The organism is Pseudomonas sp. MDT1-85 (assembly GCF_054898065.1).
In genome coordinates this window covers 4,927,839-4,949,393 of sequence record NZ_CM142715.1, presented here as the reverse complement: position 1 = coordinate 4,949,393, position 21,555 = coordinate 4,927,839, and the positions used below count along the sequence as shown (strand labels likewise).

Genomic DNA, 21,555 nt, shown 5'->3' with positions numbered 1-21,555 from the left:
AGCAAGATCATGGCACTGAGTAATATTGGCGGGCTGCTGGAAATGCGTCGCTCGGCACTGCTCGAGTACTGCATCGGTCAGGTTGCCAATACGAAATACCCGTTTCTGAAAACACCGGCAGATCTATTCGAACTGCTGCGCATGGATCCGCTGGACACCTACCAGGTACAGAGTTCCTGGGTAGCCGAAGCGACAAGTTGTGCGCAGCAATACATCCATGCGGTGTATCGCAAGCTTGAACCAGGCTTTCAAACGCACCAGTTCGACAAGCGTCATCTACTCGAATGGGCGCTCTACAACAACTACCCCGACTGGGCCGCGGTGCAGTTGATTTCGTGCTACCCGGAAAACTTCATCAATCCCTTTGTGCGTCTGCGCAAGACCAGTCTGTTCAAAAACCTGGAAAACAACCTTAACCAGGCACGCTTGAACAACGACTCCGTGCAGGCGGCGCTGCAGGACTACCTGCAGTCATTCGAGCAAACCTGCGATCTGGACGTGATCAGTTGTTTTATGGACGGCATAACACCTGCCAGAGCTGATTATTACTTTGTCGGGCGGCAGCGGGTGCAGCCGTTCCAATACTTCTGGCGCAAGGCCGAGATTGAACTGGGTACAACGAGTGTCGCTGTCAACCCGGCGGCCTGGAGTGAATGGCAAGCCGTGGAAATCCCGACCGCCAATCAGGTGCTGGACATTCGCCCGGTGTTCTGGAATGGCCGGCTATGTCTGGTCTGGGCCGAATGGCGCGATAAAATCGTTGGTAAAACAGCGGGCGAATTCATCCCGAACAAGCTGGATATCAACCTGGCGTTCATGACGCAGAACGGGCAGTGGTCGGCACCGCTGTGTGTACACAGTTCGGAACATGATCGCATTCTTTTGCCGGGTACCCGATTGGTTGCGAGTGTGCGCACCGACTATCTGGATCCCAAGGGCAAGTTGGGAATTTTACTGACGGGCGATTATTCGCCTGCAACTCCTGCACCTGCACGTCTGAGGGTGCATGCGGTTTACGATGTGCTGATGCGCCCCGTCACCGGTGATGGTGGGGCCTGGCTTGATCTGGCGCTTGAAGATCGATTTGTCAGTAACGAAACAGTGCAGCACCCACTGAGCAGTCAGGTGACGGTTGTTCCCCGTGTGACGACGGAAGGTTCCCTTACGCCGCACCTGGATCTGCATGTCGCGGCTTTGCGGGTGGGTGACCTTGATGTGCTGACGGTGCAGGGTTTTTGCAGGCCCACCGGACTTGCCGGCGGTACGGTGAAAATGACGCTGGAGCTTTTGACTGCTTCAGGCACGGATCCTGGCCCGGTAACACAAGACCTGGCCCAAGCGGGTGACTGGCTCACTCAGTCGTGGACATCCAGTCGAGGCGAAGGCACATGGCCGAACCCGGCCACTTTTTCACTCGGCTCGTCCTCTTCTGCGGCGGGTACCAAGCAGTTTGACCTGACGATTGTCGACCTCCTGGACTTCGTCCCACCGACTCTGCACAAAAACACCGCCGATGCGGCGCAGTTTCTCTCATTCAATCAATCCGGACTGGCGTTGAAATTCGTCCGGCTCAATTCATTGTTTGGCCCGGAACTGGTGCAACGCTCGAATATTTCCGTGGACGCCGTGCTGGACTGGGACACCCAGTTTATTCCGGAGCCGCCGCCGATGGGTGTGGTGTTCGTTGAGCCCAATGGCGCTTTCAATGGTGCCAATGGTCTGTTTTTCTGGGAGCTGTTTTTTCATTTGCCGCATTTGATGGCCACGCGCTTGCGCGACGAAGAGCGCTTCAGTGAGGCGCAAAACTGGCTGCATTACGTGTTCGATCCACAGGCATCGGCCGATCCTGAAACAGAGCCAACCATTGAAAACCCAAAACCGGCGTACTGGCGTTGCCGGCCTTTGGATATCGTCAAGGCGCCGGGTGATCCAGGTTGTGAAACTCAAAACCCCACGGATCCAGATGCCATTGGCTACGCGGCACCCGCGCATTTCCAGATACTGATGTTCACCGACTACGTAAAAAACCTGATGGCGTGGGGTGATTGGTATTACCGGCAATTGACCCGTGACAGTCTGGTGGCCGCCAAACTTTGCTACGTCCAGGCCGGGTTTCTGATGGGCAAGGCGCCCACCGCCGACACGGCGACTCGTTGGCAGACCGATACCGTTGCAAGCCTTTTGGCCAAGAGCGCCTCGCGACCCAGACTCGAAGAGCTTGAAAGGACGCTGGATTTCAGCCTGGCGGATTACCCGACCGCTTCCGACACCCCACCGATGCTCGGGCTGTTGGCGTGCGAGCCTTTTGAAATTCCGATCAATCAGTCGCTGCTCGACCTGTTTGCAGCGCCTGAACAACGGCTGCATAACCTGCGCAACAATCTCACCCTCAATGGCAAACCCCTGGATATCCCGCTGTTCAGCCCGATGACGGACCCGAATCAATTGCTGCGCGATCTGGCGGCCGGAGGCGTGGCCGGGCCGCGACCGATGGGTGGGCGGCTGGTGGTCAATGCGTTCCGCTGGCGCGTGACGTTCGAAGTCGCGTTGCGTGCGGTACAGGCGCTGCAGGATTATGGCAGTCAGGTGCTCAATCTGCTGGAACGGCGTGATCGCGCCGAGCAGGAAGAATTGCAGCAAAACCATTTGCTGGAATTGGGTAGCTACGCCGAAACGGTGCAGGAACAGTCCATCGCCCAATTGGAGGCGAATGTGACAGCGCTGCAGCAAAGCCAGGCAATGGCGCAGGAACGGGCCAATGCTTATGCAGCGCGTTACAACGAAAACGTGTCGGCGATCGAGTATCAGGTCATGTCGAGCCTGAATCAGTCGAAAACCGCTGCCTTGCAAGCCAAAGTCATCAAGACCGCCGGGGGAGTCATCGCGGCGTTGCCGAAAATATTTGGCGTGGCCAATGGTGGCTTCAAACCCGAACATGCGTTGGATGCAGCTGCGTTCGGTCTGGAGGTTTATTCTTCACTGCTGCAAATCGATGCCGACAGGCAGGCCACCACCGAAGGTTACCGTCGTCGACGTGGCGAATGGGCGCTGCAACGCGATCAGGCATTGGCGGAGGTGAGCACCATCAATGCGCAGATCGAGGCGCAGAGCCACGCGGTCACCGCGGCACGAACCAATCTTGAGCAGACCCTCAGGGCCAACCGGCAGGCATTGACGGTGTACAACTACTTGAAAAAACGCGCGAGCAATGCCGAGTTGTTCGGCTGGATGCTCGGCCAGCTCAAGGCGCTGCACTATCAGGCCTACGATGCCGTCATCAGTCTGTGCCTCAGCGCCCAGGCTTCGCTGGCCGCCGAAACCGGCGATTACGATGCGCAAATCCCCTTGCCCCAGGTCTGGCTTGATCACCGTCATGGTATGACCGCCGGTGAGCAGTTGCGCGGGCATCTGCTGCGTCTGGAACGCGAATACCTGCAACGCCACGAGCGGCGCCTGGAGTTGGTAAAAACCATCTCCCTGCGACAGTTGTTCGAAGACAAAGTCGACCCTCAGGTGGGCCTGGCGAACTGGGCGGATGCATTGCAGCAATTGCAGGACACGGGGGCACTGGAGTTCAAGCTGACCCAATTGCTGTTCGATCGGGATCATCCGGGCCATTTCTGCCGGCAGATCAGTTCTGTGGAGGTCGATCTGCCTGTCCTGACCGGTCCCTACGAGGATGTGCGGGCGACTTTGCTGCAGATCAGCAGTATGACGGCAACCCGGTCAACCACGCAGTCTGTGCAGTACTTGCACAATCCGGGCGGGGTAGCACCTTCGGATGTGGTGATCAACCTGCGCAGCGCTCAACAAATCGCTTTGTCGGTCGGGCTTTCCGACAATGGCCTGACAAACATGAAGCCCGATGAAGGATTGCTCAATCCATTTGAAAACACTGGCACGATTTCCCAGTGGAAATTGAGTTTTCCGTGGCCGGGAAAACAACCACAAGCAGCCATGCTCAAGTCGGTGACCAACATCATTGTGCGCATCCGCTACTCCGCCAAGGCCGGTGAGCCGACGTTCACCCAAAAAGTCGAAGACATGGTCACCGAGGCTGAAAACGCCAGGCTGAACACACAGGTCAAAGGAGCAGGCGATCATGAATGAGCCAGTTATCCGAGCGAATGAAAGCCTGGTGCGCAATGGTGATTTCAACGACCGGCTCAAGGAGTGGAGCCGTAAGGGGGCCGTGGGTGTAACGGGGGAGTTTTATCAAGGCGAGTTCATTCGTTTTATGGAAGTCGGTGTAGGGGCCTCGGCTACACAGGTGGTTACAGCCCCTAAAACCCCCGCTGCCAACGCCAGTTACGAATTGACGTTTCTTTGCGAACTGCGGCCCGGGGTGTCATGGTCGGGCGATTCAGGCTGGTTGCGCATCCTCAAGGGAAGCGATGAGGTGATGAGCATCGAGCTCACGGCGGGGGCAGATCGCGGCCTTGAGCAGGCTCAAGCCCGCCTGGGGGCGGGGCAGCCGTTGGAGTTCAAACCGATTGCCTATCAGGCATCGCTGGACGAACTGGCATTCGACAGTGGCGACGAGTTGAGCTTCGTGGTCAGCGGTATCCCGACCAATCCTTCAGACAACCGCTCGACAATCTGTATCACTCGAATCAACCTTCAACTGAAGCTGGAGCGATTAGAACTACAGTCGTTGCTTCTGGATCAAGAGCTCCTGGTACCAGGCCAGACATTGTATCTGTGCCTGGGGGCGTCCCTTGGCAATAATCCGGGCAACCCCCTCTACATTCCCCACAGGCTGTCTTTTGCACCGGTGGACGGCAGCGCCTGGGCGGATACAAAAATCGCATTGATCAATCACGGCAACCCGATGGAGGCGGTCAAGGCGGACCCTGACTGGGGAGTCGATCAGCCGTTGCTCATACCGTGGTCGCTCGACTGCCCTGCTATCGGTGAAGAGAAAAGCTACGATTTCTCGATCAATCTGGTCAACCAGTACAACGCTGAACCTTATGCGATTGACGTGTCGTTGGGACATCATCGCCTGGATATTCGCAACGTGCAGGAAGCGGCTTATTACCCGGTACTTGAACATGAGCAAAGTGTCCGGCTGGGCGTGCAAGTCATTTCGTTTTACACCAGCCAGGCGCTTGATGGCCGGACAGTCACGTGGACGAGTGCCGGGCAGGGTGTACTGGGCATCGACACCACGAATGAGCAAGGCTGGGTCTACTTCGATTTCAAGCCTTCGCAAGCGGGCGATTTTGTCATCAAGGCGTCGGTCGACAGCCCTTATTACGCCAGTGGCGAGGTGACTCGCGAATTTCCAGTGAAGGTGCTGGCGACCGATCCCTGGAAGGATTTGCGTTGCGTTGTCGAGGAGCAAGTAACCCTCTGGGATGTGACCGGCTATCCCAATCGCGGCACCGACCATCCCGTCATTGTGCGCTTGCCCGCCGACAGTCCTTTGAAGGGAACTGATCTGTCGCTGCACTGGAGTGGCGATGGTCATGAGCAGCTCGGTGTGGCTGTCAACCCGGTATTAGAGCGCCCGATGCCCGTCACAGGGCAGGATATGATCTGGACGCTGACCAGTGAGGATAAGCTCGATGGTAAGTTCAGACTGTTGTTGGTCTGCTCGAAGTTGTTGTTGCCATCGCCGCCCAAACCCATGTCGCTGGCGCGCAATCGGATCAGGGTGGGGGGAGTGCGTGAGGCCAACAAATTCCCGATCGTGGAAGAGGCAGAGAGTGTGCTGCTGCGGGTACAGGCGGTGCATGAGCGGGACAGCGGCAACGGTGATCCGGTCAGTAATGCGTTGGTCGAATGGCTGATTCCCGACGGGGACCCGGTACACGGTGTGACCGGGGCGGGCGGCTGGGCCAGTTTGCTGTATACGCCGAAAACTGATGGGGAAAAGCCCATCACGGCTCGCCTCAAGGCGCACATGGACGCGGTATCGGTTGAGCAGCCCTTCACCGTCACGGCCATTGGCGAGAGCCCGTGGAAAAGTCAGGTCAGAATCTGGCTCGACGACGTCGAAGTACAACGCAATACGCTTGGCGTACTTTGTCGACATGGTAAGACCCACACCCTGAAGGTCGTACCTGATACCGCTGAATGGATTGACCGCAATATCAGTTTGCACTGGCGCGGGGATGATCCTGAAATCGGCTTGAAGCCGGCAGATCTGACAATGCCCAAGCGACTGACAGTGGAAGGGGTGCGGTGGCAACTTGTCTCAGACAAGGACAGTCGCAGCAGTCTGTTTGAGCTGGAACTGCGCCTTGAAAATCTGCAAAGCGTTCGCGAGTTGTCGGGACGCCTGATCTCCGAGGATCTGACAGAAGAATTGGCGTTGATGCTCGATCAGGTAGCGTCGACGCTGGATGAACGCAAGCTTTACCCATGTCTGAAGGCTATTCACCGTTTCAACGTTTTGCCCCATGCGCTGAGTCCGCTGGTGGGGCTTGAGGCGTTGTTGACCTGGTCGGGCACACCGGCCGATTCGTTAAGGGCGACGGTTGACCCCCTTCTGGATCGTCCGCAAACATTGAGCGACGGCGGTGCGATCTGGACGCTGTGCTTTAAGGACAGCGAGGTGCCGGGCGAGTTTGCCCTGACCCTGGCCTTGCCTCAGTTGCAATTCGAGGCGGTCGCCAAGCCGATGGAGCTGGCACATAACAAAGTCAGGATCGAGGCGTGGCGTGAATCGGCGGTGGATCCGGTCATTGGCCAGGAGCCTGCATGGATGTGGGTGCAGGTTTATTCGCAACACACCAATGGCCCCGTGGATCAGGCGCCTGTGAGCTGGACCATCGACGCCGGAAAGCGAGACATCAACACCACGGCGGATGGCTGGAGCGGCTTCGACTTCAAGCCGGGCGTTGCCGCTGAGCACTCGATAACGGCGTCCGTGCTCAGTCGCTTTGACGACTATGTAGATCGTCGTCCGATGACGGTTACATCACTGGCAAGCGATCCCTGGGAAGAGCTGATGGTCGGTTTCGACCTTCAACCGGAACAGCCCTTGGGTAAACAAACGTTTTTCCCGCGGCGCAATGGTCAACATCAATTGCACGTGAGAGCGCTGGAGGGCAGTGCCTTGCTCGATCAGAACCTGACACTGGGAATGACGGGGACCGGGCCGGCGGCACTGGGCATACGCTTTGAGGAGCCAAGGCTTGGTGAGCCCAGGTTGTTTTCAGAATCCGGACTGACCTATGAGTTCAAGGCGGGCGACCTCAAGGATGGAAGTTTTGCGTTGCGCTTTTCGTCCGCTCGGTTGGCCAGTTTGTCCCCCGTGAATGCGATGTCGCTGGGGCGGGGCGAACAGGTGGTGAAAATCGCGGAGCGCCAGCGGGTCAACCAGACACTGTTCTGGGGCACAGAGGTGTCGGAGCAGATCACCGTGGTGTCGGTTATCAGCGGCAAGCCGATGGTCGGGGTGACTGTGACCTGGCGCAGTCCGGATCTTGGTGAGGTGACAACGACCACCAATTACTACGGCGAGGCACGGATCCGATTTGTACCGACGACACCCGGGCCGGCGCAACTGACGGCCACGGTGGGGGATGAGCGTTATTCGGAATCGATTTCAATGCCGTTTTTCCTGAATGAGCCTCGGGAGATAAAAGAGCTGGTCAGCAATGATCCGAGCGGTTATCCGGGGCAAGAGATTACAGCGCAGGCGTTGGTGGTTTCAGCTAGCACCGGGGAGCCTTTGGCCAATGTCGAAGTGATGTGGGAATACGACAACACATCATTGCCGGCAACACTGACGGGCGACGATGGCAGGGCAACGGTTCGCTTTACCTTGGGGGCATCAGGTGAGGCTTCGTTATGGGCGTCGGTAAAGGGCGGTTTGGCAGGCTGGGATGTGAAAACGCTGTGGTTGACCGTCAATGAACGTCCAGCGGCAGTGGCGTCCGTTGTCGCGTCGCCAAATCCGGCGCCCGTGCAGAGCGTCGTAATCATGACTGCGTTGATCGTGGACAAGGAGTCCCGAGAGCCGATGCCCACCAGAAAAATCCTGGTCTCCAATAATGGAGCGTCATTCATTGAAGCCAGTACAGATAACAAGGGGCAATACGTGGCCTATTGGAGTGTGATGGACATATCGGACATCGTGTCCCTTGCCGTTCAAGTCAACAATCCTGACGGTACTTCGGACGGTGGCGCCGTACAGGTCACGGTCGTGAGTTGACCGACACGTTAAAACGCGGCGCTCCTTTTCCAACTGAGATATTGCGTTACCAGTTCGACCCCCAGCTCTGTGGGCCGAGCATCCACCACCGGAACGCCATGAGCGCTCAAACGCTCATGGAGTTCTGCCCGCTCATTCAGATAATTCACCGTGCCACAGTAAGCCAGCGCTTCGGGCAGGGTTTGCACCGGGGCCTGGCGCAACGTATCCAGTGCTTCTTCGCGCAGACTGGCGACCAACACCCGGTGTTGTGCGCTCAGGCGTTTGACCGCGTTCAGCAGTTCATCGTCGTCCTCATCGCGCAGGTTGGTCACCAGCACCACCAGCGCCCGGCGTTTCTGTCGAGTCAGTACTTGATTGGCGGCGGCCTGAAAATCGGCGGGGCGCTGGCTGCTGTCGAGGTCATAAACCGCGTTGAGCAGCACGTTCAGTTGCCCGGTGCCTTTGACCGGCGTGAGATGGCGCGGCTGTTCACAGGCAAAAGTACTCAAGCCCACCGCATCGCCCTGGCGCAACGCCACGTAACTGAGCAACAGACAGGCATTGAGCGCGTGGTCGAAGTGCGACAGTTCATCGTCCTGGCTGCGCATGCGCCGGCCGCAGTCGAGCATGAAGATGATCTGCTGATCGCGCTCGTCCTGATACTCGCGGGCAATCGGCGTGCGTTGGCGAGCCGTGGCTTTCCAGTCGATCTGGCGCAAGCTGTCGCCTTCACGGAACTCGCGCAGTTGATGGAACTCCAGGCCCTGACCGCGACGTTGCCGTTGGCGTACGCCGAGTTGACTGAGCCAGTTGTCCACCGCCAGCAGTTCACCGCCGTAGAGACGGGCGAAGTCGGGGTAGACGCGGGTTTGATCGGCGACATTCAGCAGGCGTTTGCCAGACCATAATCTCAACGGACTGGGCAGGTTGACTTCGCAGTGTGCGAAGCTGAAATGACCGCGTTTGAGCGGGCGCAATCGATAACCGATGCGGCTGGTACGACCGGGTTGCAATTGGAGGGTCAACGGCAGGTTTTCAAAGTTCAAGCCGTCGGGAACGTGGTCGAAAATCTCGATGTTCAATGGCTCGGCGAAATCATGTTCAACTTCCAGGCGCACTTCACTCCAACGCCCGAGGGCGAGGCTGCCGGGCATGTGCCGATTGATGCGTGGCGAGGGCAGTCGTCTGAGACGCAGCGCATCGAGCACCGCCAACGCCAACAAGGCCAGCAGCAAACCCCAGTTGATCGAAAGCAGACTGGGCGGGATGTCGATCTCCAGCGCCTGTAATGTGCCCAGAACAATGCCGAAGAGCAGCAGAGCAACGAGCCAGATCAGCAGCACTCGGGACGGTTTCATGTCGTGACACCGTGTTGCCTGCTGAAAAGATCGCAGCCTTCGGCAGTTCCTACAGGGGATCGCGTTCGGGGTAGGAGCTGCCGAAGGCTGCGATCTTTTGCATGTTTCGGGATTTTCACAGGCGCGGCGCCGGGACTTGATCGAGCAGTTGCTTGAGCACCTGATCGACTTCCAGCCCTTCGATGTCCAGCTCCGGGGCGATGCGTACGCGATGGCGCAGAACGGCCAGTGCGCAACCCTTGATGTCATCGGGAATCACGAACTCGCCGCCACGCAGCAAGGCGCGGGCACGGGCGCAACGCACCAGGGCAATCGAGGCACGCGGCCCGGCGCCAAGGGTCAGCCCCGGCCAGGTGCGAGTGCTGCGCGCCAGACGCACGGCGTAATCGAGCACCTGGTCGTCCAGCGGCAAGTCACTGGCGATACGCTGCAAGACCTGCACATCCTTGGCCTGCAACACGGTGCGCAACGGTTGTACATCGAGCATGTCGGCGCGAGTCGAACGACTGACTTGGCGCACCATGTCCAACTCCTGATCGGCATCGGGATAGTCCATGCGCACCTTGAGCATGAAGCGGTCGAGTTCGGCTTCCGGCAGCGGATACGTGCCTTCCTGTTCGATCGGGTTTTGTGTGGCCAAGACCATGAACGGTTGCGCGATCGGCAGAGCGCGACCTTCGAGTGTCACTTGGCGTTCCTGCATCGCTTCGAGCAGTGCCGCCTGGGTTTTCGCCGGGGCGCGGTTGATCTCGTCCGCAAGCAGCAGATTGGTAAACAACGGGCCTTTGCGCAGTTTGAATTGCTCGGTTTGCAAGTCGTACACCGCGTGCCCGGTGACGTCGCTGGGCATCAGGTCCGGGGTGAACTGGATGCGTGCGAATTCACCGCCGAAGCAGCGAGCGAGGGCGCGCACCAACAACGTCTTGCCCAACCCCGGCACGCCTTCGAGCAGCACATGGCCGCCGGCGATCAGGGCGGTGAGCACATCGTCGATCACGATGTTCTGGCCGATCACGGCTTTTTGCAGTTCCGTCCTTACCGCTTGGGCCAACTGGCTGGCGCGCTGGCGCTGCTGGGCGGCGTGGGTCTGGGTGCCGGGCTCGATCTGTTCACTCATAAGGCGTTCCTCAAGGTTTGCAGGTGGGCGACCTGACGGCTGAATTCAGCGCTGGACAGCCGCTGCTTCGGTCGCGGGCTCATGGCCTGGCTGATGGCGCGTGTGGGTTGGCCAGTCAGGCGTGCGAGCACCAGCCATTGTTCGGCAACGCCGAGTTGTTCAAAGCCGGGATGACGGTGACGGACACGCCGCAGGATGTCTTGTTGCAAGGCTTGTAACAGGCTGTGCTGACCGTTGTGACGGAGCATGAAATCGGCGCTGGCACGCAGGTGTTCCTGAAGCTGGCGGCGGGCTCTCGTGGCCGGTTCCAGCAACGGGCCGTTACGCACGCCAACGTGCCAGAACCCGAAAACGATCAAGGCGATCAGGGCCATCAAGGCTTGTGGAAAGTAACGCCACAGCAAGGTCAGCAAGCTGTCGTGATCGGTATTGAACAGCAGGGTCACGTCGGTGTCGGCCGTCAGGTACCACAGCAGCCAGGCGTTGTCGTATTGATCGATGGCCGGGGTTTTCCAGAGGTCGGCGTCGGTGACCACGGTGATCGAACCCAGCCCGTGAGTCAGTTGCATCATGTGCGTGGCCTTGCCGCTGTTGGCCCAGGCCTGGGCGATGTTTTTCGGGTCGTCGAGATGGAATGCGGTATCAAAGCTGACGTAGGCCGGCGCCTCTTCGTTTTCCAGGTAGAGCTTGGTCAGTTTCGGGTAGGGGTCGTCGACAGGATCGGGCGGCGGTTCCTTGAGGTCTTTGCTCAGGGACTGGTGCAACTGCACACGATCGAGCAGCAGGTCATTGCTCTGACCGGTCTTCTCATCCCACAGGGCTTGGGCGACGAATAAAAGACGTCCACCGGCCCGGGTCCAGTTCAACACTTGATCCACTTGTCGCGGCGACATGTTCGATCGATCGCCGAGCAACAACAAACTGCGCTGATGAGGCTCGAGGGTCGGCAGGATGTCGAGGCTGTTGGCATGGCTGACGGTCAGGCCCTGTTTGCGCAGAAAATGCTCGGCCGCCAGGTAGGGGTTAGCCTGGGCTTCGGGGGATGGGCCGTGATCGATTTCTGCTGGATAGGGTGTGGCTTTCAGGTACAGATAAACACTCAGCACGCCCACCAGCAGGGCGATGAACGCACCGACCGAAAGCCACAAACGCCGGTTCAACGGACCGCTCCCGGGCCGAACAACGCGCGCCAACCGTCACAGAGTTCCTGTTGCAAATGCGCCGGGGGCAATCGATGCCCGTAGGCCATGTTCTGCCAATGCCAGGTCAGGCTTTTACTGAAGGCCAGCAAGGCAGGTTGGTGCAGTTGTTCGACGCGCTGCAGAACTTCGCCTTCGGTGTCGGCGGGTTTGAGCGCCATGTTGAAGTCGTGCAGCAAGTGGCTGAGCAGGGCGCGATAGAGCAACCCGAGGGCTTCACGGGGATGGGTCTGCCAGAGGCTTTCGGCGCTGGCCGCGATGTCGGCAGGCAGGGTTTCGCGGTTGAGGTCCAGGCCGAACGCCTGTTGCGGTAATGATCGCGCAACTTTGCGATTTAACGTGGGTCGACGGCTGACGAACGCCTGCAGCCAATCGCGGTAACGCCAGATCAACAGCCCAATGGCGCCGATCACCGTGCCCCACAGCAACACTTCGATCAGGCTGGCCAATACGCCAAAGCGTTGGCTGTCCAGCAAGCTGAACAGCGCCTTCAGCCAGACGGGCGTTTGACTATCGTCGGCCGTCTCGGAGGCGGGTTTGTCTTCGCCAAAACGATAGCGCGTGATCGTTTCCTTATTCTTGAAGGGGGGCCGATCGAGGATGAATTTGATGCTGTCGCGGGATGCCTGGCTGGTCAGTGGTTGCTCCAGCAGACGCGCAGAGTCCGGTGAGATAACCGGTTCGGCGGCCCAGACGTTTGGCGCCGTCGGCACGAGCAGGATCGCGGCCAGCAGCAGCGTGACGACCGTGCTGGTCAAGCGTTGGCGCAACCGACGGAACACCAGCTCGATGTCCCAGGCTTCCAGCCGCGTGCGCCGGTTCAGATAGAGGCTGAATCCGCAGGCCACATAGATCGGTTCCCAGACAATCAGCACCAGAACGTAAAAGGTATTGGTCAGGTGTTCCAGCCAGCGCCAGTCTTGTGTGGCGGCGGTAATCAAGGTCTGCCAGCTCCAGTCGAGTTCGACCTGTTGCGGCAAGAACATATAGAACAGCACCATCAAACCGATCCACAGCGCAGTTTCCAGATGCACGCCGATGATCGTCAGCCACTGGGCGGCGCCCGCGTTGCGCTGCAGCAACACGCGCAAACGTTGTTGGCGTTCTTCGCCCGCCAGACCTTCGAGTTGCACCACCGGCATCAGAAAACTGCGGCTCAGGCTCAGGCGGCGCCAGGTCAGGCTGGCCAGCAATTGCGGCATGAGCAGGCGCGGCCATTGGCGCAGGGCCTGTTGCAGTGTGGGCGTTTCGCCGAACATGGCTTTGGACAGGATGTACAACGGCAGCCGATCGAACGCCGGTTTGAGCCACCAGAACAGGAACACGGCGAGGGAGGGTGAATCCCACAGCAGCAAGGTGAGCAGGGCGAAGATCGGCAAGGTCACGATCGCCCAACTGGTCATCAGCAAGCGTCGATGGCGCTGGCTCAGCAGCACCCCAAGATCCATGGCTTCCCAAGTCGTGCGCGGGCGGATCACCACACTGGCATCACTCAGGCGCATGGCGGGTCCGTCCGGCGAACAACAGATAAGTCGCCACCAGGCACCAGAGCGCCGCGCCGACCAGGTATTTGGTCAGCGGCGTGACGCCGGTCCGCGAAGACCAGTAGGCTTCGATAAACGCCGCAATCACCAGAAACAGCATGACCCCGCAAATCAGCAACACGCTTTTGCGCGCCGCCAGTCGCAGGGCCTCGGCGCGGGGTAAACGCCCCGGCGCGATCAAGGCCCAGCCCAGTCGCAGGCCTGCGGCACCGGCCAGGGCAATGGCACTCAGTTCGAAGGCGCCATGGCCGATCACGAACGACCAGAACGTTTGCCCATAGCCAATGTGCGTCAGGTGTCCGGCCACCGCGCCGATCATCAACCCGTTGAAGAACAGGAAAAATGCGCTGCCCAAGCCAAACAGCAAACCACTGGCGAAGGTCTGAAAAGCGATGCCAATGTTGTGCATGATGTAGTAACCGAACATTACCCAGTTTTCACTGGCTGCCCGTTCGGCCGAACGTCCCAAGTGGCCAGCGACGGGGTCGTACATGCTTTGCATCTCACTGACCTGCTCGGCCGGGATCAGGTTGTAGACCAGCTCCGGGAACAGATACACCAGCAACGCGAAGCCGATCAGGCTGCCAAAAAACATCAGGCTGGCGGCAAAAACGAAGCGCCACTGTTCGCGCACCAGTCTCGGGAAATCGGCAAGGATGAAACTCAACGCGTTGGCACCCAGTCGACTGCGATGCCGATAAAGCTGCTGATGCCCGCGCAGGACCTGTTGCTGCAGTGAATCGATCAGGAAACTGCTGTAGCCGCGTTCCTGAGCCAGCGCCAAGTGTTGGCAGAGCCGTCGATAATCGCTGGGGAAACTGGCGACTCCAGAGGCGTCCTTGCCTCGTTCCAGCCGTTCAAGCATGAGTGCAAACTGCTCCCATTCGGCGCTGTGGCGACTTTCGAACAGGCTTTGCTTCATGTGGGGCCCAACAGTCCGCGAGCGATGCCGTTGAGTTCGGCCTTCGCCTGAGGCTTCGATACCTGCAACGGTTGCGCGAGTATCGCGGCGAGCTCGTTGGCCCGCGCCTCGGAGAGCTCGCCTTGACGTTCGGCAAACCCGAGGATGGCGCGTTGCTCGGTCAGCGTCAGCGCGAAGGCTGCGCGCTGCGGCGGGACATCAGGCGACTGCGGTCGGGTGAGCGGTTGTTCGCGGTAGATCACCAGCGTACCGGCGGCCAGGTCACCGAGGCGTTTGAAGGTGGGATGTTGCAGGCAACTGATCGCCCCGAGAAAGTAGCCAAACGGCAACATGTCGACAAATCGCAGCAGGTTGCGCAGCAAGGACGCGGACCAGCCAATCGGTGTGCCATCGTCATGTACCACGCGCAACCCCATCCACTGCTTACCCGGCGAGCGGCCCTGATTGAGCACCTCGAACAGCACCATGTACCACCAGCTCACCACGAACAGCAGAATCGAACCCAGCCCGGCACCGAGTTTTCCAAGAAACGCCAACACCATAAACAGCAGGCCCAGGATCAAACCGCGCAGACCCAGGTCAATGGCGAACGCCAGCGCACGTACCATCAACCCGGCCGGGCGCAGCGGCAAGTCGATGCCTTCGGGCGTTTCGACGTGATGCCGTGTATCCAGTGGCGGGGCCAGCGTCGCTTTCCCTGGCAGTGCTGTGGTCTCGAGCATGGGCAACCTTGATGTGGCCTGGTCCGTCGGATGCTAGCAGCCTCTCGGGGGAAAACGACATAACTATGTATTGCACGGTGCGTGGTCACAGATGATTGAATGACAAGATTGCTGGTCGAGGCAGCATCTGTGCGCCTAGACTTCGCCGGTCTTCAGTTCAGGAACAACCCGTGACCTCGATCTTCTGGTACGACTATGAAACCACTGGCATCAACCCCCGTTGCGACCGTCCGCTGCAAGTGGCGGGGATTCGCACCGACTTCGATCTCAATGAAATAGACGAACCGGTCAACCTTTATTGCCAGCCCAGTGACGACATTCTGCCGCATCCGGCGGCGTGCGCGATCACCGGTATTACGCCTGGCTGTCTGGCTGAACGAGGTTTGAGCGAAGCCGATTTCATGACCCGGGTGCATGCCCAGCTGGCGGCGCCCGGCACCTGTGGGGCCGGGTACAACACGCTGCGTTTTGATGACGAGATGACCCGTTACAGCCTGTATCGAAACTTTTTCGACCCCTACGCACGGGAGTGGCAGGGCGGCAACAGCCGCTGGGACTTGATCGATGTGGTGCGCGCGGCTTATGCCTTGCGTCCTGATGGCCTCGTCTGGCCCAAGGACGACGAAGGGCGAGTCACGCTCAAGCTCGAACGTCTGACCGCCGCCAATGGCATCGATCACGGGCATGCACACGAGGCGCTGTCGGATGTTCGCGCCACCATCGCCTTGGCGCGCCTGATTCGGGAGAAACAGCCGAAGTTGTATGACTGGCTGTTTCAACTGCGCAGCAAACAAAAGGTGATGGATCAAATTCGGCTGTTGCAGCCGATGGTGCATATTTCCGGGCGCTTTTCGGCGGCCCGCAACTATGTGGGGGTGGTGCTGCCGTTGGCCTGGCATCCACGTAATCGCAACGCGCTGATTGTCTGTGACCTGCATCTGGACCCTCAGGGGCTGCTCGATCTGGATGCCGAAACCTTGCGTCAGCGGCTTTATACCCGCCGCGATGACTTGGCCGAAGGCGAGCTGCCGGTGCCGCTCAAGCTCATACACATAAACAAGTGCCCGGTAGTGGCGCCCTTATCGGTACTTCGTCCTGTAGATCAGCAACGTTTGGGGCTGGATATGGGGCTCTATCAGGAACGGGCGCTGCGGCTAAGTGACGCACAACAAGTTTGGCGAGATAAAGTGGCAAACATTTACGCCAGCGACGATTTCTCACCGAGCCTGGACCCCGAGCAACAGTTATACGACGGTTTTATCGGCGATCGGGACCGGCGTCTATGTGAGCAAGTCAGAGCCGCAGACCCTGCGCAATTAGCACAAGAACAGTGGCCTTTCGATGATGAACGTTTGCCTGAGTTATTGTTTCGTTATCGCGCACGCAACTTTCCCGATACGTTGAGCCTGGAAGAGCAAGAACGCTGGCGAATATTCTGTCAGAAACGTTTGTGTGCACCCGAGTGGGGCGCGCCAAATACGCTGGATAGTTTTCTGGAGGCTGCCGCCCAATTGAAAACTAGAGCTACATCGTTTCAGCGAGAGGTTCTGGATGAATGGCAGAATCATGTCCAGGCATTACGCAAACGTTTGAATCTATGAAAACGAAAATAATCTGCGCTTGAATTCCAGGCATAAAAAACGCCAGCATTTGCTGGCGTTCTTTTGGTCGCGAATCAGTCTGCGATACGCTTGGGGCTTAGCCCAGCAGGGTAACCCAGCTTTCAACCACGTCACCGCCCCACTTGGCTTTCCACTCTTTCAGAGTCTTGTGGTTGCCACCTTTGGTTTCGATGACTTCGCCGTTGTGCGGGTTTTTGTATTGTTTAACTTTGCGAGCGCGCTTGGTGCCGGTAGTTTTTACTGCGCCGCCACGTGGAGCCTTGGTTTTGGACTCTGGATCCAACAGCGCGATGATGTCGCGCAGGGATTTGGAGTATTCGCCCATCAGGGTGCGCAGTTTGCCTTCGAATTCCAGCTCGGTTTGCAGTTTGTCGTCTTGGGACAGGTTCTTCAAACGGGCTTGCAGCTCTTTGATAGCTTCTTCGGTGGCGCGATATTCGTTGATCAAGGACATGAGGACTACCTTATGTTGGGCGCTGGATGCAGGGTGACAGTGCGACAATAATAGTCAGGGTGTTTCATCAAGTAAACATTTAACCGGAGTTTTATTTAAATTAGTTGCGGAATAGGACACACAGTGGAGTGACAGTTAAATAGCGTCACAAATATTCACAGTTGACCTCTTGAAGATTGCCCACAAGAACACCATCGCGTGGGGCAGCGTGGTGCTTGCAGAACCTGTACCGCACCTGCGGGCAAGGCCATACGTCATCAATACTGCAGTTTTGCTGCGCAATCGCTAGAATGGCGGCCTTTGCGAAGTTCTGGAGTTTCCCCCTCATGCGCACTTTTCGGCTGGTGATTGCTTGCCCGGACCGCGTCGGCATCGTTGCTAAAGTCAGTAACTTTCTGGCGTCACATAATGGCTGGATCACTGAAGCGAGCCATCACTCGGATAATCTCAGTGGCTGGTTCTTCATGCGTCACGAAATTCGTGCCGATTCGCTGCCTTTCGGTATCGAAGCCTTTCGCGAAGCGTTTGCACCGATTGCCGAAGAGTTCTCGATGGACTGGCGCATCACCGACACCGAGCAGAAAAAACGCGTGGTGTTGATGGCCAGCCGCGAATCCCACTGCCTGGCCGACTTGCTGCACCGCTGGCACAGCGACGAACTGGACTGTGAAATCGCCTGCGTGATTTCCAACCATGATGATTTGCGCAGCATGGTCGAGTGGCACGGTATTCCTTACTACCATGTCCCGGTCAACCCACAGAACAAGGAGCCGGCCTTCGCCGAAGTCTCGCGCCTGGTCAAACAGCACGAAGCCGAAGTGGTGGTACTTGCCCGTTACATGCAGATTCTGCCGCCTGAGTTGTGCAGCGAATATGCCCATAAAGTCATCAATATTCACCACAGCTTCTTGCCGTCATTCGTCGGTGCCAAGCCGTATCACCAGGCTTCGATGCGCGGTGTGAAGTTGATCGGCGCCACTTGCCACTACGTCACCGAAGAGCTGGACGCCGGTCCGATCATCGAGCAAGACGTGGTGCGCGTGAGTCACAGCGACAGCATTGAAGACATGGTGCGCTTCGGCCGTGACGTCGAGAAAATGGTGCTGGCCCGTGGTCTGCGTTATCACCTGGAAGACCGGGTGCTGGTGCATGGCAACAAAACCGTGGTGTTCTGATAGCCATACGGTTGAAACTCGAAGGGCCTGGGCGTTCAATCGCTTCAGGCCCTTCGCCGTTTCTGCATTGAGAACATAACCATGGCCAATCCATTGGACAAAGCCACTTCCAAGGCGCCCGCCACATTGGGTGAGGGCTGTTTGAGTCGCTATGACCCGGATGACCTGAGGGCCGAAGACGGCACGGAGTTTCCCGGCGCCGCCGAGTTGTGGGAGCAGTTACAAGACGATTCCAAGGATGAGTCCGGGGACTCCTGAAAAAGATCACAGCCTTCGGCAGCTCCTACAAGGGCTTGGCGTACACCCTGTAGGAGCTGCCGAAGGCTGCGATCTTTCTTTTAAGCCTGCTTGAACTTCATCAACTTCCTGAGCAATGGCCGCCCAAGCATCAGCAAAAACACCGGGCCACCGACCACCAGATAGAAGTAATAGGTCACTGTCCGCCAGATCAGAATCGCCGCCGCCGCGGTGGATTTCCCGACCATGGGCGCCAGCAGCGCCGCCGATGTCAGTTCCGCCGCCCCGGCACCGCCCGGCAACAGGCTGAACTGCCCCGCACTCAGCGACAGCATCTGGATCAGAAAACACCAGGCCCACTGCAAATCCACGCCCAGCCCACGTAATGCCAGATACAGCACGCTATAGCGCAAGAGCCAATGCAGGCAGGTCAGTGCAAACACCGTAATCAATGTCTGAAAGGGCAGCTTCAGCGTGTCAGTGAACGCCGCCAGGAAGTGCAGGAGCTTTCGCGCCCAGCGCATTCGGGTGGTGCCTTTGACATTGAGGCGAGCGAGCAACCGACCACTCAGACGAATCAGCGAGCGGTGGTAGCGAGCCGCCAATACGCAGCTGAACAGCCCGCCGAACATCGAGATGGCACTGACGGTCAGCAGCCATTCCATGCGCTGGCTGAGGTGCTGGAACAGTGCATAAATCAGAATCCCACTCAGCGCGCAGAGAAAAAACAGCAGATCGCTCAACTGATCCATGGCGAACACGGCGCTGCCCCTGGCCGGTCGTACGCCGTGGCGTGCCAGCAGCGCCATGATGGTCAGCGGTCCGCCACTGCCGCCGGGGGTGGCGCAGTAGGCGAATTCGGCGGACATCACCACCCCAAGGCTTTTGAAGCGACTGATCTTGTCGCGCTGATCCCCCAGCAGCAGGCGCAAGCGCTGGGTGTTGAGCATCCAGCACAGCAGGATCATGCCGAACATGATCAGCAACCATTTCAGCGGAAAGCTTTGCAACCGCGACCATGTCTCGCCGCCACCCAGCAACGACGGGATGAGCACCGCAGCGAGCAGGGCAACGACCAGCAGAATCCCGCGGCTCATGCGGCGCGACCGACGGCGTCGCGTTGCTGTGCCAGCCAGTTGGCCTTGGTCATCGGCACACGACCCTCGTCGAGCAAGCGCTTGAGGGTTTGCAGCCAGTAGTGACGCGAGAACTCATGGCGCATGTCCACCGGGTGCAGGCCGAGACGGATCACCGGCGCTTGCTGCCAGCGTCGTTCGCGCTGATCGCTGACGATTTTCGACAGGCCGCGACGCCAGGCGCTGCGCGCGCTCCAGACCAGGCACGGAGCATCGATCGCGGTGAAATCCGGCAATCGATACAGATGCTGCGAGTCGCTGGTGTAGCTCAGAGGTAACTGGCGCAACGCCTGGCGGGTGCCTTCACTCATCAGCCAGGCCGGCGCGACGAAACCTTCCAGTGGCCAGTTGTAACGGTGGAACACCTCGATTCCGGCACGCAGGCGGGAGAGGGCGGCTTCCAGAGGCAGGTCGTAGAACTCGCCTTCATGGGTGTAGATCCGGCGCATGAACCAGTCTCGGGGAGTGAGGGGGATTGGTCCTTCATCGCAATGAAAGTAACCGTGCAGTGCCAGTTCGTCGCCGCGAGCGACGCGGCGGGCCAGCAAACGTCGAAACGCCGGATACGCGGCCAGGTCGTTATGTTTGTGGAAATTCGGCACCACCAGCCAGGTGATCGGCACCTCTCCCAACGCGTCGACGGCTTCGACGAAGGCTTGGTAATCGGGCCAGGTTTGCGGCGCAACGTCGTGTAATACCAGTAACAGGCTGGGCGCGTTCATGGGCTCAACCATTGGCGATTAGGGGCCATTGAGTACCGATTACGGCGTGATAGTGGCCCAGCAGGTTGTCGACCACGATGTCCCAGGCGTAATGCTGCTCGACATGGCTGCGGGCTTGTTTGCCCAGCGCGGCGCTGCCCTGGCTGAACAGTTCGCGCACAGCGTTGGCCATCGCCGCTGGATTGTTCGGCGTGCAAAGCAGGCCGCATTGATCGGTGACAATCTCCTGAAAAGCCCCGGCCGCCACGGCCACCACCGGAATGCCACTGGCCATGGCTTCGAGGACCACCAGGCCAAAGGTTTCCTGATCACCGGCATGTACCAGCGCATCGGCACTGGCCATCAAGCGCGCGACTTGCGCCGCCGGGTAGAACTCATTGAGGACGGTGACATTGCGCGGTACCAGGGTCGGCATCGACGAGCCCACCAGTAACAGGTGATAGCGACGGCCCAGGCGTTTCATGCATTTGAGCAGCACCGGCAGGTTTTTTTCCTTGGACCCACGGCCGGCGAAGATCAACAGATGCGTATTTTCATCGATGCCCAATTCGGCCCGCAAACCGGGATCCCGTGCACCGGGGTTGAACGTTTGCAGGTCGACGCCCAGCGGTTGTACGAAAACGTTTTTCACGCCCAACCCGATCAGTTTATCGGCCATGATTTGACTCGGGGCCAGAACCCGGTCGAAGTTGCCATAGAGCTTGCTGACATAAGCTTCGACATTGGGTGTAACCCAGTTGCCCATGCGATTGCTGACCAGCAGCGGCAGGTCTGAATGATAAAAACCGATCACCGGCACATCGAGTTGCCGCTTGGCGTCCAACGCAGCCCAGGCAGTCAGGTAAGGATCGCCGACTTCGATCAGATCGGGCTGCAGATCTTGCAGGACGTTGCGCCAGGGCGCGAGACGGAGGGGGAAGCGATAACCCTTGCCAAACGGAAGGGCAGGGGCCGGAACCGTGTAGACACCGTCCTGTTCACTGAAATGAGCCCCGGGAATCAACAGACTGTGGCGAATGCCCGGTTTAATGCCCAGACGACGGTGTTTGGCATCCAGATAAGTGCGCACGCCACCGCTGGCAGGGGCGTAGAACATGGTTATGTCAGCGATATGCACGATGAACATTCCTCCGGTCCGTTTGTTCTCCCTTGGTTGACCTATATGAAGGATAGATGTTCGATTGGGGTTGTGCGGCGG

15 protein-coding genes are annotated in these 21,555 nt (G+C 58.7%); 5 read left to right on the top strand and 10 right to left on the bottom strand.

Features of this window, described 5'->3' with window-relative positions; translation table 11 throughout:
• The first annotated feature begins 9 nt into the window (after positions 1-9).
• The gene (locus tag ACYZT2_RS22285; protein ID WP_461967383.1) at positions 10-4,110 is read left to right on the top strand and encodes a Tc toxin subunit A-related protein; all 4,101 of its coding nucleotides are present in this window, start codon (positions 10-12) and stop codon (positions 4,108-4,110) included.
• Positions 4,103-8,167 (top strand): hypothetical protein, encoded by a 4,065-nt coding sequence (locus tag ACYZT2_RS22280; RefSeq protein WP_461967381.1) that lies wholly within the window; start codon positions 4,103-4,105, stop codon positions 8,165-8,167. Before ACYZT2_RS22285 ends, ACYZT2_RS22280 begins: the two co-directional genes overlap by 8 nt.
• An 8-nt stretch (positions 8,168-8,175) precedes the next feature.
• On the opposite strand, the gene ACYZT2_RS22275 is transcribed toward ACYZT2_RS22280, so the two are convergent.
• The 6 genes from ACYZT2_RS22275 to ACYZT2_RS22250 form a co-directional block, all read right to left on the bottom strand.
• A complete protein-coding gene (locus ACYZT2_RS22275; RefSeq protein ID WP_461967379.1) occupies positions 8,176-9,507 on the bottom strand; it encodes a DUF58 domain-containing protein in 1,332 nt (443 codons plus the stop codon).
• Positions 9,508-9,622: 115 nt separating this feature from the next.
• On the bottom strand, positions 9,623-10,624 hold the full coding sequence (locus ACYZT2_RS22270; RefSeq protein ID WP_461967377.1) for an AAA family ATPase: 1,002 nt from the start codon (positions 10,622-10,624) through the stop codon (positions 9,623-9,625).
• A complete protein-coding gene (locus tag ACYZT2_RS22265; RefSeq protein ID WP_461967375.1) occupies positions 10,621-11,784 on the bottom strand; it encodes a DUF4350 domain-containing protein in 1,164 nt (387 codons plus the stop codon). Before ACYZT2_RS22265 ends, ACYZT2_RS22270 begins: the two co-directional genes overlap by 4 nt.
• A complete protein-coding gene (locus ACYZT2_RS22260; RefSeq protein WP_461967373.1) occupies positions 11,781-13,325 on the bottom strand; it encodes a DUF4129 domain-containing protein in 1,545 nt (514 codons plus the stop codon). The genes ACYZT2_RS22265 and ACYZT2_RS22260 overlap by 4 nt, the downstream gene beginning before the upstream one ends.
• Entirely contained in the window at positions 13,312-14,289 is a 978-nt protein-coding gene (locus ACYZT2_RS22255) for a stage II sporulation protein M (protein WP_461967371.1), read from the bottom strand. The genes ACYZT2_RS22260 and ACYZT2_RS22255 overlap by 14 nt, the downstream gene beginning before the upstream one ends.
• The gene (locus tag ACYZT2_RS22250) at positions 14,286-15,011 is read right to left on the bottom strand and encodes an RDD family protein (RefSeq protein WP_461967369.1); all 726 of its coding nucleotides are present in this window, start codon (positions 15,009-15,011) and stop codon (positions 14,286-14,288) included. The genes ACYZT2_RS22255 and ACYZT2_RS22250 overlap by 4 nt, the downstream gene beginning before the upstream one ends.
• Before the next feature lie 170 nt (positions 15,012-15,181).
• Here ACYZT2_RS22250 and sbcB point away from each other — a divergent pair, with 170 nt between their 5' ends.
• Positions 15,182-16,612: an exodeoxyribonuclease I gene (gene sbcB, locus ACYZT2_RS22245; RefSeq protein WP_461967367.1), complete on the top strand. Its 1,431-nt coding sequence runs from the start codon at positions 15,182-15,184 to the stop codon at positions 16,610-16,612.
• Positions 16,613-16,709: 97 nt separating this feature from the next.
• Here sbcB and mvaT read toward each other — a convergent pair whose 3' ends face one another.
• Positions 16,710-17,087: a histone-like nucleoid-structuring protein MvaT gene (mvaT, locus tag ACYZT2_RS22240; RefSeq protein WP_253550961.1), complete on the bottom strand. Its 378-nt coding sequence runs from the start codon at positions 17,085-17,087 to the stop codon at positions 16,710-16,712.
• Positions 17,088-17,413: 326 nt separating this feature from the next.
• On the opposite strand from mvaT, the gene purU reads away from it, so the two are divergent.
• Together purU and ACYZT2_RS22230 are read left to right on the top strand one after the other, a co-directional pair.
• Positions 17,414-18,262, top strand: coding sequence for a formyltetrahydrofolate deformylase (gene purU / locus ACYZT2_RS22235; protein ID WP_007903852.1), 849 nt, complete (start codon positions 17,414-17,416; stop codon positions 18,260-18,262).
• Between the two features lie 81 nt (positions 18,263-18,343).
• Positions 18,344-18,520 (top strand): hypothetical protein, encoded by a 177-nt coding sequence (locus ACYZT2_RS22230; RefSeq protein WP_461967364.1) that lies wholly within the window; start codon positions 18,344-18,346, stop codon positions 18,518-18,520.
• A gap of 80 nt (positions 18,521-18,600) precedes the next feature.
• Here the strand turns inward: ACYZT2_RS22230 and ACYZT2_RS22225 are convergent, their stop codons facing one another.
• The 3 genes from ACYZT2_RS22225 to ACYZT2_RS22215 are packed head-to-tail and all read right to left on the bottom strand — an operon-like array spanning position 18,601 to position 21,483.
• The gene (locus tag ACYZT2_RS22225) at positions 18,601-19,596 is read right to left on the bottom strand and encodes a lysylphosphatidylglycerol synthase transmembrane domain-containing protein (RefSeq protein WP_461967362.1); all 996 of its coding nucleotides are present in this window, start codon (positions 19,594-19,596) and stop codon (positions 18,601-18,603) included.
• A complete protein-coding gene (locus ACYZT2_RS22220) occupies positions 19,593-20,369 on the bottom strand; it encodes a DUF2334 domain-containing protein (RefSeq protein WP_461967360.1) in 777 nt (258 codons plus the stop codon). Before ACYZT2_RS22220 ends, ACYZT2_RS22225 begins: the two co-directional genes overlap by 4 nt.
• Entirely contained in the window at positions 20,362-21,483 is a 1,122-nt protein-coding gene (locus ACYZT2_RS22215; protein ID WP_461967358.1) for a glycosyltransferase family 4 protein, read from the bottom strand. Before ACYZT2_RS22215 ends, ACYZT2_RS22220 begins: the two co-directional genes overlap by 8 nt.
• Positions 21,484-21,555: the final 72 nt, after the last annotated feature.